13 protein-coding genes are annotated in these 12064 nt (G+C 65.9%); 4 read left to right on the forward strand and 9 right to left on the reverse strand.

The window, feature by feature from the left end; translation table 11 throughout:
* The first annotated feature begins 144 nt into the window (after positions 1–144).
* Entirely contained in the window at positions 145–1035 is an 891-nt protein-coding gene (locus tag HDC29_RS15810; protein ID WP_179499242.1) for an OmpA family protein, read from the forward strand.
* 42 nt (positions 1036–1077) lie between these two features.
* Here the strand turns inward: HDC29_RS15810 and HDC29_RS15815 are convergent, their stop codons facing one another.
* The 7 genes from HDC29_RS15815 to miaA all read right to left on the reverse strand — a co-directional run bounded on the left by HDC29_RS15815 (position 1078) and on the right by miaA (position 8795).
* The gene (locus tag HDC29_RS15815) at positions 1078–2340 is read right to left on the reverse strand and encodes an adenosylmethionine--8-amino-7-oxononanoate transaminase (protein WP_179499243.1); all 1263 of its coding nucleotides are present in this window, start codon (positions 2338–2340) and stop codon (positions 1078–1080) included.
* Between the two features lie 122 nt (positions 2341–2462).
* The gene (gene bioD / locus HDC29_RS15820) at positions 2463–3071 is read right to left on the reverse strand and encodes a dethiobiotin synthase (RefSeq protein ID WP_179499244.1); all 609 of its coding nucleotides are present in this window, start codon (positions 3069–3071) and stop codon (positions 2463–2465) included.
* Entirely contained in the window at positions 3068–4204 is a 1137-nt protein-coding gene (locus tag HDC29_RS15825) for an 8-amino-7-oxononanoate synthase (RefSeq protein ID WP_179499245.1), read from the reverse strand. Before HDC29_RS15825 ends, bioD begins: the two co-directional genes overlap by 4 nt.
* 124 nt (positions 4205–4328) lie before the next feature.
* Positions 4329–5369, reverse strand: a complete 1041-nt coding sequence (ilvC, locus tag HDC29_RS15830; protein ID WP_179499246.1) for a ketol-acid reductoisomerase — start codon at positions 5367–5369, stop codon at positions 4329–4331.
* Between the two features lie 96 nt (positions 5370–5465).
* On the reverse strand, positions 5466–5984 hold the full coding sequence (gene ilvN, locus HDC29_RS15835) for an acetolactate synthase small subunit (RefSeq protein ID WP_179499247.1): 519 nt from the start codon (positions 5982–5984) through the stop codon (positions 5466–5468).
* 5 nt (positions 5985–5989) lie between these two features.
* Complete coding sequence (ilvB, locus tag HDC29_RS15840) at positions 5990–7744, reverse strand: biosynthetic-type acetolactate synthase large subunit (RefSeq protein ID WP_179499248.1); 1755 nt, start codon at positions 7742–7744, stop codon at positions 5990–5992.
* Between the two features lie 73 nt (positions 7745–7817).
* Positions 7818–8795 (reverse strand): tRNA (adenosine(37)-N6)-dimethylallyltransferase MiaA, encoded by a 978-nt coding sequence (gene miaA, locus HDC29_RS15845; RefSeq protein WP_179499249.1) that lies wholly within the window; start codon positions 8793–8795, stop codon positions 7818–7820.
* Here miaA and serB point away from each other — a divergent pair.
* Genes serB through HDC29_RS15860 form a run of 3 tightly spaced genes read left to right on the forward strand, consistent with a single transcriptional unit; the run spans position 8794 to position 10384 of the window.
* Positions 8794–9678, forward strand: a complete 885-nt coding sequence (gene serB / locus HDC29_RS15850; protein ID WP_179499250.1) for a phosphoserine phosphatase SerB — start codon at positions 8794–8796, stop codon at positions 9676–9678. The genes miaA and serB overlap by 2 nt on opposite strands.
* A gap of 20 nt (positions 9679–9698) precedes the next feature.
* On the forward strand, positions 9699–10037 hold the full coding sequence (locus tag HDC29_RS15855; protein ID WP_179499351.1) for a low molecular weight protein tyrosine phosphatase family protein: 339 nt from the start codon (positions 9699–9701) through the stop codon (positions 10035–10037).
* The gene (locus HDC29_RS15860) at positions 10034–10384 is read left to right on the forward strand and encodes a DUF2200 domain-containing protein (RefSeq protein ID WP_179499251.1); all 351 of its coding nucleotides are present in this window, start codon (positions 10034–10036) and stop codon (positions 10382–10384) included. The genes HDC29_RS15855 and HDC29_RS15860 overlap by 4 nt, the downstream gene beginning before the upstream one ends.
* Before the next feature lie 157 nt (positions 10385–10541).
* On the opposite strand, the gene HDC29_RS15865 is transcribed toward HDC29_RS15860, so the two are convergent.
* Together HDC29_RS15865 and HDC29_RS15870 are read right to left on the reverse strand one after the other, a co-directional pair.
* The gene (locus HDC29_RS15865; protein WP_179499252.1) at positions 10542–10997 is read right to left on the reverse strand and encodes a nuclear transport factor 2 family protein; all 456 of its coding nucleotides are present in this window, start codon (positions 10995–10997) and stop codon (positions 10542–10544) included.
* 104 nt (positions 10998–11101) lie between these two features.
* The gene (locus tag HDC29_RS15870; protein ID WP_179499253.1) at positions 11102–11986 is read right to left on the reverse strand and encodes a LysR family transcriptional regulator; all 885 of its coding nucleotides are present in this window, start codon (positions 11984–11986) and stop codon (positions 11102–11104) included.
* Positions 11987–12064: the final 78 nt, after the last annotated feature.

Genomic DNA, 12064 nt, shown 5'->3' on the forward strand with positions numbered 1-12064 from the left:
ACGGGCTTATCGGTTTGCCGTGCAAAACGGCCGATGACCTGCGCAACTTTCCCCATTTCCGCGAGTATTCATGTGCCAGAAAGGGTCACGTCAACGGGCGGGCCCATGCTGCGGGGGCAGCAGGTTCAATTGAAGGAGTAGGGTATGGGTGCCGTTTCGAAAAGTTCAGGCGCAATGCTGATGCTGGCGATGCTCGCCGCACCGGCCATGGGCGGCCTGACGGCGCAGGCGCAGGAGCAGGCGCAAGAGGCGTCCGACAGCGAAGTCATGACGACCGTTTACGGGCAGCTGCCGTCGCCCGAAGAGATGACCAAGGGGCCGAAGGTCGAAGGCATTATCTCCTCGCGCAGCGACGGCCGGATGCAGGTCACGACCGCCGACGGCAACAACACGGCGATCGCGATCGCCGAATACACCAAGATCAAGAGCAGCGGCGGCTTCCTGGGCCTCGACCGCGACAAGCTCCCGGCGAATTCGCTGCTCAACGGCCTTCCGGTCGAGGTCGACACCCTGCAATGGGACGGCGGCTTGGTGGCGAACGAGGTCAACCTCAAGAGCAAGGACCTGCGCACCGCGTCGATGATCCACACCGGCACCGACCAGCGCTTTGCCGAGCAGACAGCGGCGACCGAAGCGCTGCGCGGCCGCGTCGGCGACATCGACCAGTATAACGTCAAGGGCACGACGAACGTGAACTTCGACACCGGCAAGGCGGTGCTGACCGAACAGGCGAAGGCCGACCTTTGCGCCGCCGCGACGCAGGCCGAAAGCATGGACAACGCATTGTTGCTCGTCGTCGGCTACACCGATTCGACGGGCAGCCAGGAACTCAACCAGGTGCTCAGCGAAAAGCGCGCCGGCCGCGTGGTCAATCACCTGCAGCAGGCATGCGGATGGAAGCCCTATCGCATGCTGACCCCGACGGGCATGGCCGAAGCCGACCCGGCGGCGGACAACACCACCCCCGAAGGCAAGGCGCAGAACCGCCGTGTCGCGGTGAATATCATGGTCAGCAAGGGCCTCGACGGCATGTAGGATGTGCGGGGTGGGCTTTGCCCACCCCTTATTACATGGGCTTCAGTCCCCGAGAAGCTCGAGCGACGCCGCGATTGCATCCCACACCTGCGCCAGCTCGTCCGGCGTGATGCAATAGGGCGGCATCACATAGAGCGTGTTGCCGAGCGGGCGGAGCAGGACGCCGCGGTCGCGATAATAAGCGATGAGGCGCGGCGCGAGGTTCGACAGATAGCCGCCATCGGCCACCACCATGTCGAGCGCGGCGATCGTGCCGACGCGGCGGGGTTTCTCCAGCCGGGGATCGTGTGACAGCAGCGAAAGATGCGCGGCTTGTGCCTCGGCGAGCGCGTCGATGCGCGCCTGGACGGGCTCCTCGCGCCAGATAGCGAGGTTCGCGTTCGCGGCGGCGCAGGCGATCGGGTTCGCGGTGTAGCTCGACGAATGGTAGAAGGCCCTGCCGCGGTCTTCCGAATAATGCGCCTGAAAGATCGGCTCGATGCAGAGCGTGACCGCGAGCGGCAGCGCGCCGCCGGTGAGCCCCTTCGACAGACAGACGATGTCGGGGATGACCCCCGCCTGGTCGCAGGCGAAGCGCGTGCCGGTGCGCCCCCAGCCGGTCATCACCTCGTCGGCGATGAACAGGACGCCGTGGCGCGCGCAGATGCTCCGCATTTCGGCGAGCACCCACGCGGGATAGACGAGCATGCCGCCGGCGCCGAGGATCAGGGGTTCGACGATGAAGGCGGCGGGCTTTTGCACGCACGCGGCTTCGAGCACGTCGAGCGTGGCTTGTTCCAGCCCTTCGTGCGGAAAGGGGATGGTATCGACGTCGAAGAGCAGGGGCTGCCATGCGCGGTTGTAGACCCCGCGCTCGCCGACCGACATCGTGCCGATCGTGTCACCATGATAGCTGTGTTCGAGGACGAGGATCCGGCTGCGCGCCTCGCCGATGTTGAACCAGTATCCGAGCGCCATCTTCAAGGCGACCTCGACGCTGGTCGAACCCGAGTCCGAGAAGAAGACGCGCGTGAGCGGATCGGGCGTGATGCGGATCAGTTCGGCGGCGAGCGTTTCGGCGGGCTCGTGCGTCCAGCCGGCGAAGATGAGCTGGTCGAGCTTTTCGGATTGGTCGCGGATCGCGGCCATGATGCGCGGGTGTGCATGGCCATGGGTGGTGACCCACCAGCTCGAGATGGCGTCGATCCAACTTTGGCCGTCGGCGGCGTGGAGTTTGGCGTCTTTGGCGTGCGAAATCAGCGGGATGGGGTCGCCGAGGCCGTGCTGGGTGAAGGGGTGCCAGATGGGGGAGGGGGGCGTTGTCATCGCGCGTTCCTATACTCCTTCGTCATCCCCGCGAAAGACGAAACCCCGTGCTCCCCGGCGAAAGCCGGGGGCCAGCGAGACGTTTCCGTGGGCCCCGGCTTTCGCCGGGGAACATGAATGAGCTAGCGGAAATCGGCGAGGTCGAAGTTCGCGTCGAATGCTTTCGTCAAGGCTTCGCTCGTCAGCGAATCGATGATCGGTAACCGGCCCAGCCTGCGCACGCCGCTGATTTCCGCGATGATCGCCTCGCTGTCCTCCACCGCGTGGCCAAGGAAGGCGAGGCCGTGGATCGGCACGCCGCGCGCTCGCAAAGCTTCGATCGTCAGCAGGCTGTGGTTGATCGTGCCGAGCGCGGTGCGCGCGCAGACGATGACGGGGATCTGCCATGCCGCAAAGAGGTCGGCGTAGAGGGTCGTGCGCGTGACCGGGACGAGCGCGCCGCCGGCGCCCTCGACGATAAGGTCGCCGGGCGGCGGCGTGACGCTTTCGACGTCAATGTTAACGCCGTCAATTTCGGCGGCGATATGCGGCGAGGCGGGGGTGACGAGGCGGTGGGCCTCGGGGATGATCGGCACCCCGGCGAGGCGCGCGACGACCTCGCTGTCGGTCTCGTCTTCGAGACCCGACTGGATCGGTTTCCAGTAGGAAGCGCCGGTGGCCTGCGCCAAGCCTACGGAAAATATGGTTTTTCCGATGCCCGTGTCGGTGCCCGTGACGACGAAGCGCGTCATGCGGCCGCCATTGCATCGGCGAGCGCGTCGGCCATCTCGTCGATATTAACCTCGTCAACATTGAGCGTGATCGCGATGCGGAGGCGGGCCGTGCCTTCCGCCACCGTCGGCGGACGGATCCCGCGAATGTCGAAGCCCGCATCGCGCAGGCTTGCCGCGATGCGCATCGTGCGGTCGTTGTCGCCGATGATCACGGGCAGGATCTGCGTTCCGCTGGCGGGAATGCCGAGCGGAACGAGGCGTTCGGCGGCGTAGCGGACGAGCGCGTGGAGGCGCGCCTGGCGTTCGGGCTCGTTGGCGACGATCTCGATCGCCTGGCGGACGAGCCACGCGCTAAGCGGCGAGGGCGCGGTCGAGAAGATAAAGGGGCGGCCGCGGTTGACGAGGAAGTCGCAAGCGACCGCGGGGGCGCACAGCAGCGCGCCTTCGGCGCCGAGCGCCTTTCCGCAGGTGTGAAGCGTGATAAGGTTGTCGCGGCGCGGCAGGCCGTGCGCGAGGCCGGCGCCGCCAGGGCCAAACACCCCTGTTGCGTGCGCTTCGTCGACCACAAATATGGCGTCGTGGCGGTCGGCGACTTCGGCGAGCGCGGTGAGCGGGGCGCGGTCGCCGTCCATCGAGTAGAGGCTTTCGACTGCGATCCACGGCGTTCCGGCGCCGCCACCGGCGCGCCAGCGGGTGATGATGTCGTCGAACGCCTGCGCGTCATTGTGCGCGGCGGCGACGGTTCCCGCGCGGCCGAGCTTCATCCCGTCGTGCGCGCTCGCGTGGATCAGCTCATCATGGACGACGAGGTCGCCGCGCTGCGGCAGCGTCGCGAACAGCGCGGCGTTGGCGGCGAAACCGGTCGCGAAAAAGAGCGCAGCCTCGCTGCCATAATGGCGCGCGGCATGCGCTTCCAGCGCCTCATGCTCTGCGTGATTTCCGCGCAGCAGACGCGAGCCGCCCGATCCGGCAGGGAGGCCGCGTTCGATGCCGGCGGCGAGGGCGGTGCGGAGTGCTTCGCTGTCGGCGAGGCCGAGATAGTCGTTCGACGCGAAATCGCGGCCGGCGCGCGGCGCGAGGGCGCGGCGGCGGCTTTGGGCCGCGAGCGCGTCGAGGTCGCGGCGGTGGGTGTCGAAGGGAGAATTCGGCATCGCTTCCTCAATTCGTCATGGCGAGCGGAGCGAAGCAATCTCCAGCCCGCGAAATTGCACGAGGCCGATGCCTGGAGATTGCTTCGTCGCTACGCTCCTCGCAATGACGAGGTTTGTTGGCGGTTTAGTTTTTCGCCTTGTCGACGAGCTGGTTCTTGGCGATCCACGGCATCATCGCGCGCAGTTCAGCGCCGGTCTTTTCGAGCTGATGCGCGGCGGCGGCTTTGCGGCTCGCCTTCAGTTCGGGCTGGCCGGCCTGGTTGTCGAGCACGAAGTCCTTGACGAAGCGGCCCGACTGGATGTCGGCGAGGACGCGCTTCATTTCGGCCTTGGTTTCGTCGGTGATGATGCGCGGGCCGGTTTTGATGTCGCCATATTCGGCGGTGTTCGAGATCGAATAGCGCATGTTCGCGATGCCGCCTTCATAGAGGAGGTCGACGATCAGCTTGGTTTCGTGGAGGCATTCGAAATAGGCCATTTCGGGGGCATAGCCCGCCTCGACGAGCGTTTCGAACCCGGCCTGGATCAAATGGGTGATGCCGCCGCAGAGCACCGCCTGTTCGCCGAACAGGTCGGTTTCGCACTCTTCCTTGAACGTGGTTTCGATGATGCCGCTGCGGCCGCCGCCGACCGCCGAGGCGTAGGAGAGGGCGAGCGCCTTGGCATAGCCGTTGCCCGACGAACCCGCGCCCTGTGCTTCCTGCGCGACCGCGATCAGGCAGGGGACGCCGCCGCCCTTCTGATATTCGCTGCGCACCGTATGGCCGGGGCCCTTCGGCGCGACCATGAAGACATCGATGTCGGGGCGCGCGTCGATCAGGCCGAAGTGGATGTTGAGGCCGTGCGCGAAGGCGAGCGCGGCGCCGGGCTTCATGTTGGGGCCGATGTCGTCGGCATAGATTTTCGCCTGATGCTCGTCGGGGGCGGCGATCATGATCACGTCGGCCCATTCGGCGGCTTCCTTGTTCGACAGGACCTTAAAGCCCGCGGCTTCGGCCTTTTTGGCGGTGGCCGAACCGGTGCGGAGCGCGATCGCGACCTCCTTCACGCCGCTGTCGCGCATGTTCTGCGCGTGGGCGTGGCCCTGGCTGCCATAGCCGACGACGGCGACCTTCTTGCCCTTGATCAGATCCTGGTCGGCGTCGCGATCGTAATAAACCTGCATTGGAAAACCCCTTCTAGTCCTGTGGCCCCGCTAGGGGGTGATTTGATGTGGGAGAGTGGGCGCCAACCTGATGCCGGAACCCGATGTTAACGGTGTTTACAGCGCCTCCGACCCGCGGGCGATGGCGACGACGCCGGTGCGGCCGACCTCGACCAGCCCGCATTCGCGCATCAGCGCGATGAAGCGGTCGACCTTGTCGCTGTTCCCGGTGATTTCGAAGATGAAGCTGGTGAGCGTCGTATCGACGACCTTGGCGCGGAAGACGTCGGCCATGCGTAGCGCCTCGATGCGCTTGTCGCCGGTGCCCGCGACCTTCACGAGCGCGATCTCGCGCTCGACATGCGCCTCGCCCGCGTCGTTGAGGTCGATGACCTTGTGCACGGGGACGAGCCGGTCGAGCTGCGCGATGATCTGGTCGATGATCGGCGGCGGGCCGTTGGTGACGATCGTGATGCGCGACAGCGCGTGGTCCGAGCTGATGTCGGCCACGGTCAGGCTTTCGATATTATAGCCGCGCGCGGTGAACAGCCCGGTGATCTTGGCGAGCACCCCGGCCTCGTTATCGACGGTTATGGCGAGCACATGGCGCTCGCCGGCTTCGGTCTTGATTTTCATATGTTTTACACCAGTGCCTTGGCTTCGTCGTCCATCGTGCCGGTGATGTCATTCGGCTGGAGGATCATGTCGGTGTGCGCCGCTCCGCTCGGGATCATCGGGAAGCAGTTGGCGAGCTGTGCGACGCGGCAGTCGACGATCACCGGGCCGGGCGTGTCGATCATCGTCGCGATGCCGTCCTCGAGCTGACCCAGCGTGTCGATCCGCAGGCCGGTCCAGCCATAGGCATCGGCGAGCTTCACGAAATCGGGCAGGCTGTCCGAATAGCTGTTCGAATAGCGGCTTTCGTAGGTCAGCTCCTGCCACTGGCGGACCATCCCCATCCATTCATTGTTGAGGATGAAGATCTTCACCGGCAGCCGGTATTGCGCGACCGTGCCCATTTCCTGGATGTTCATCTGGAGGCTGGCTTCGCCCGCGATGCAGATGACGAGGCGGTTCGGGTTGGCGATCTGCGCGCCGACCGCGGCGGGGAAGCCATAGCCCATCGTGCCGAGCCCGCCGCTGGTGAGCCAGCGGTTCGGGGCCGAGAAGCCGAAATGCTGCGCCGCCCACATCTGGTGCTGGCCGACCTCGGTCGTGATGATCGGGTCCATGCCGCGCGTTGCGTCGAACAGTGCCTTCACCGCGCGCTGCGGCATGATGTCGGCGCCGGGGTCCTGCTTTTCGGGGAAGTCGAGGCAGCGCGTCGCGCGCCAGCCATCGACGCGGCGCCACCATTCGCCAAGGTCGCGCGCCTTGTGCCCCTTGTCGGCCCACGCCGCGATCAGCGCATCGAGCGCGCGGCCCGCGTCACCCACCACCGCCAGGTCGACGGGGACGATCTTGTTGATCGAGCTCCTGTCGATATCGATGTGGATCTTCTTCGAATCGGGCGAGAAGGCGTCGAGGCGGCCGGTGACGCGGTCGTCGAAGCGCGCGCCGACCGCGATGATCAGGTCGGCGCGGTTCATCGCCATATTGGCTTCGTAGGTGCCGTGCATGCCGAGCATGCCGAGCCATTTCGGATCGTCGGCGGGGAAGGCGCCGAGGCCCATCAGCGTCGAGGTGACCGGCGCGCCGGTCAGCGACGCGAGCTGGCGCAAGGCGGCGCTGGCATCGGGGCCGGCGTTGATGACGCCGCCGCCGGTGTAGAAGACCGGGCGTTCGGCCGCGGCGATCATGTCGATCGCTTGCGCAATGGCATCGGCGTCGGGTTCGACCTGCGGGCGATAGCTGTTGTGCTGGATGAATTCGGGCACGCTGTAGGTGCCGGTCGCGACCTGTACATTCTTTGGAATGTCGATCACCACCGGGCCGGGGCGGCCGTGCGTCGCAATATGGAACGCCTCGTGGATCACCGGGCCGAGCCGGTCGGGGTCCATGACGAGATAATTATGCTTGGTGCAGTGGCGCGTGATGCCGACCGTGTCGCATTCCTGGAAGGCATCGGTGCCGATCAACGTCGTCGGGACCTGTCCCGTGAGCACGACCATCGGAATCGAATCGAGCAAAGCGTCGGTGATGCCGGTGACCGCATTGGTCGCGCCGGGGCCCGAGGTGACGAGCACGACGCCGGGCTTGCCGGTCGAACGCGCATAACCCTCGGCCGCGTGCGTCGCCGCCTGTTCGTGGCGGACGAGGATGTGCTGGATCGTCGGGTGCTTGTAGAGCGCGTCATAGATCGGAAGGACCGCGCCGCCCGGATAGCCGAACACCGTATCGACCCCAAGGTCGACCAGCGCCTGAACCACCATGTCGGCACCGCTCATTTCCGTCACGACGAAACTCCTTCCAACCAAAAACGCGGCGCTTGTGCGCTGCGACAGGGTTGCGGGCAATAGGTGTATGATTCTATCCTGTCAACAGCTTATCGCGTAATATAATTGCTAATTGGTCAATAGAATCGATGTTTAATGACTCCGGATGGCGCGGCCAGTCGGACGGGGGCTGGTGCCTGAACCACGTGAATTGGCGCTTCGCATATTGGCGCGTCGCCGCTTGCGCCTGCTCGAGCGCATCGGCCCGGCCGATCTCGCCGCCGAGATAGGCCGCGATCTGCGGCACGCCGATCGCGCGCATCGCGGGAAGGGCGGGGTCGAGGTGGCGCGCGAGTAGGGCTTCCACCTCTTCGATCGCGCCGCCGTCGAACATCTGGACGAGACGGGCATCGCAGCGCTCGCGGAGCCAGTCGCGCGGGGGCAGGAGGATCAGCGGGGCGAGGGCGATGTCGCCGGCGATGCCTCCTTCGCGCGCCTGCTGCCAGTCGGCCAATGTGCTGCCGGTCGAACGCACAACCTCGAGCGCGCGCGCGACGCGCGTAATGTCGGCGGGCGCAAGGCGCGCGGCGGCGTCGGGGTCGGCATCGGCCAGCGCCGCATGCGCCTCGGCCACCGGGAGCGCGCGGACGGCGGCGCGGATTTCGGGGTCGATTTCGGGCACGGGGGCGATGCCGGCGAGCAGGGTGCGCAGGTACAGCCCGGTGCCGCCGACGAGGATCGGGACGATGCCCGCTTCGTGCGCCGCAGCAATCTCGGCGCGCGCTTCACCCGCCCAGCGCGCGGCGTTATGCGCCTCGGCGGCGTCGACATGGCCGAACAGGCGATGCGGCACGCCCGCCATCTCTTCGTCCGTGGGGCGTGCCGAGAGGATGGCGAGGTCGGCATAGACCTGGCTTGCGTCGGCATTGACCACCATCGCGTTTCCGGGCGTCCCGTTGCCGAGCGATTTTGCGAGCGCGACCGCCAAAGCGCTCTTGCCGCTGGCGGTGGGTCCGGCGATAAGTGCCACAGGCTGCCGCGCTCTGGCGGTCGAGAAAGAAGGAGATGCCATGTTCGTCGCGACGCTGATAGCAGCCGGAAAGCTGACCGACGAGGTGGTTCGCGAAGGGATCGACCGGCTGGCTGCGACGGGGCACGATGTCGGCGCGCCGCACTGGATCGACGAGCATGACGCGGCCGACATCGTCTTTCACGGCAGCCTGGTCAGCGCGCGCAAGGAACTGGCGCATATGGACCATGGTTCGCTCGATATCGTCGTCCAGCCGCTGGGCGACCGCACCAAGAAGCTGATCATCGCCGACATGGATTCGACGATGATCACCGTCGAGTGCATCGACGAACTCGCCGACTATGCGGGGCTGAAGCCCGAAATCGCGGCGATCACCGAGCGCGCGATGCGCGGCGAACTCGATTTCCGCGCCGCGCTGGAGGAACGGGTCGGGCTGCTCGCGGGGATGCCCGAATCGACGCTCGCCGATTGCCGGATGGAGCGGGTGCGGCTGACGCGCGGCGCGCGCACGCTGATCCAGACGATGAAGGCACATGGCGCCTGGTCGGTGCTGGTGTCGGGCGGCTTTACCGCCTTTGCCGGGCCGGTGGGCGAGGCGATCGGGTTCGACAAGGTGGTTGCGAACGAGCTGGAGATCGCGGGCGGCAAGCTGACCGGCAGGGTGCGCGAGCCGATCGTCGACAGCAGCACCAAATTGGAGACGCTGAAGGCCGAGGCGGCGAAGCACGGCCTGCCGCTTGCCGACACGCTGGCGGTGGGTGACGGCGCGAACGATATCCCGATGATCACGAGCGCGGGGCTCGGGGTGGGCTATTATCCGCATCCCTCGGCGGGCGAAGCCGCGGCGGCGGTGATCCGGCACCATGATTTGACGGCGCTGCTCTGGGCGCAGGGCTATCCGCGGCGGAGCTGGGTGCTGGGGTAGGGCCGCGCCGTTTGGCGAAGGTGATCAACATCCTGTTCGTGTGCAGCCAGAACAAGCTGCGCAGCCCGACGGCCGAGCAAATATTCGCCAACTATCCGGGAATCGAAACGGACTCGGCGGGAACCAACAATGATGCGGAGAACCCGCTGACGTCCGAACTTGTGCGCTGGGCCGATATTATCTTCGTGATGGAAAAGGCGCATCGAAACAAGCTTCGGACGCGGTACCGGGCCGCGCTGAAGGACGCGCGTGTCATCTGCCTCGACATCCCGGACGATTATGAGTTTATGGACGGGGCACTGGTCCAGCTTTTGAAGGTGAAGATGTCCCGATATCTGCCGAATGTAGAGGCCGTATGACCAAACACCGCATCTATTCGATCAGCGTCGCGAGCGTGTATCCGCATTATATCGCCAAGGCGGAGAAGAAGGGGCGGACGAAGGCCGAGGTCGACGAGATTTTCCGGTGGTTGACCGGATATAGCCAGACGGCGCTCGAGGCGGAGCTGGCGAAAGGGACGAGTTTCGAGGATTTCTTTGACGCCGCGCCCGCGCTCAATCCGGCGCGCGAACTGATCACGGGCGTGATCTGCGGCATCCGGGTCGAGACTATCGAGGACCCGTTGATGAAGGAGATCCGCTATCTCGACAAGCTGATCGACGAACTCGCCAGGGGCAAGGCGATGGTGAAGATCCTTCGCGGGTAAGGGCTGGTTTCGAGCGATAGGTGCCGCGCGCTTTTCTATTTCGTCATCCCCGCGAAAGCGGGAACCCGGAATGGGATCAGCCTACGCGCGCTCCGGGTGTCCGCTTTCGCGGGGATGACAATATTGGGTGGGTCAGCTCACCGCCCCGAAGCTGTCCCTAATCCTCGATCGGCGGGGCGGCCGCCGGTGCGAAGCCGGTGTCGGCGAGGCGCTTCAGCGCCGCGGCATATTTTGCGGTGTCGAGATAGGGGTGGAGGCTGACGATCTTGCCCCAGCGCAGGCGGATGATGTGGACGCCGTCGTTGACGTAAGATGTATCGCCGTCGGCCATCACCGCGCGGTCGCGCCATTCGATCACGGCCGTCGTGTCCCATGGCGTGCCGCTCGACGCGATATGCTTGATCTCGAACTTCAGCACCGGGTGGACCGCGAAAAGGCGCTGGAACCAGGCGCGCAGGCCCGCCTTGCTGTGGCGCGTGCCGCCGAGGGCGTGGTCGCCGGGGAAGATATGCTCGAAGCGGTCGGCCATGCCGGCGAGCGCCGACTCCCAGTCGCCGCGGCTGAGGCCGGCGAAGATCTTGCGGACCTGACGGCGGACAATGGCGTGATACATGATGCGTCTCCTGAAACTGTGTTAACGATGTAAACATTGGAGATATCCAAATGGGATCAATGTTTACGATGTCAACAAGGAGGTGTGATTTTTTTGAAGCTCTCTCAGGAAAGCGGGCCGTCGCGCGCGATTTCATCGACCAACCATGCCCGAAAACGCTGCATCGCCTCGCTTTCGGGGCGCGACATCAAGCGGGTGAGCCAGTAGCGGCCGGCGTCGATCGTGGTCGCGAAGGGCTGGACGAGCAGCTCGGCCGCGAGTTCGCGGGTGAACATCGACGGCGGTGCGAGTGCGACACCCTGGCCCGCGGCGGCGGCGGCGGCCATCAGGGCCGAACTGTCGAAAACCGGGCCGCGGAGGACGGGGATCGGAACCCCCGCGGCGGCGAACCACAGCGCCCATTCGTCGGCGCGGTACGAGCGGAGCAGGCGTTCGTGGATCAGGTCGGCGGGGGTCTTGAGGCGCGCGGCGATCGCGGGCGCGCATAGCGGCGCCAGCGGCGCGGCGAGCAAGGGTTCGGCGTGGGTGCCGTGCCACGCGCCGTCGCCGAAGCGGATCGCATAGTCGAGCGCCTCGCCCGCGAGGTCGACGCGGTTGTTGTTGGTCGAGATGCGGAGATCGATCGACGGGTGAAGGCGTGCGAAGGCATTTAGGCGCGGGAGCAACCAGCCGGTCGCAAAGGTGCCGACGACGCCGACCTTGAGCGCCTCGCGGAAGCGGCCGTCCGCATATTGGTCGAGCGTCGCGGCGACGCGGTCGAACGCATCGGCGACGACGGGGACGAGCGCATGGCCTTCGTCGGTGAGCGCGAGGCCGCGCGGCAGGCGGTGGAAGAGGCGCGTGCCGAGGCGGCGTTCGAGCTCCGCCACCTGATGGCTGACCGCGCCCTGGCTGACGTGGAGCTCGATCCCCGCACGGGTGAAGTTGAGGTGGCGTGCCGCCGCCTCGAAGGCGCGAAGGGCGTTGAGCGGGAGTTGGGCGCGATCCATCGATCAGCCATCAATTATTCTCATGTCTTTGTCGAGAAATGATGCTTTGTCGCGCGGCGCGCCTCTTGGCATTCCGGC

The sequence above is a fragment of the Sphingopyxis sp. JAI108 genome, from assembly GCF_013410105.1.
Taxonomy (GTDB): domain Bacteria; phylum Pseudomonadota; class Alphaproteobacteria; order Sphingomonadales; family Sphingomonadaceae; genus Sphingopyxis; species Sphingopyxis chilensis.